This is a genomic window from Mesorhizobium sp. M8A.F.Ca.ET.207.01.1.1 (assembly GCF_004794715.1).
Taxonomy (GTDB): Bacteria; Pseudomonadota; Alphaproteobacteria; order Rhizobiales; family Rhizobiaceae; genus Mesorhizobium.
The window spans coordinates 1-421 of record NZ_SRUS01000115.1 but is presented as its reverse complement, the minus strand read 5'-3'; the positions used below and the strand labels follow the sequence as shown (position 1 = coordinate 421).

At 66.5% G+C, this 421-nt stretch carries 1 protein-coding gene; it reads left to right on the top strand.

Annotated elements, in window-relative coordinates:
- Positions 1–421, top strand: a 421-nt coding sequence (locus tag EN850_RS33730; protein ID WP_189591286.1) for an aldo/keto reductase, incomplete at both ends; no start/stop codon positions are given.

Below are 421 nucleotides of genomic sequence, written 5' to 3'. Positions count from 1 at the left end.
GGCGCAGGGCCTGACCCGTGAGATCGGCATCTCCAACTTCACCATCGCGCAGACCCGCAAGGCGATCAGCATCCTCGGCGCCGGTGCCATCGCCACCAACCAGATCGAACTGAGCCCATACCTGCAGAACCCGGCACTGACCGCCTTCCTGCAGGAACAGGGCATCGCCGTCACCTCCTACATGACCCTGGCCTACGGCAAGGTGCTGAAGGACCCGGTGCTGGCCGGCATCGCCGACAAGCACCAGGCCACCGTGGCCCAGGTCGCGCTGGCGTGGGCGCTGCAACTGGGTTACTCGGTCATCCCGTCCTCGACCAAGCGCGAGAACCTGGCCAGCAACCTGCTCGCCCAGGACCTGCACCTGGATGCCGACGACATGGCCGCGATCGCTGCGCTTGACCGCAACGGCCGCGAAGTCGAT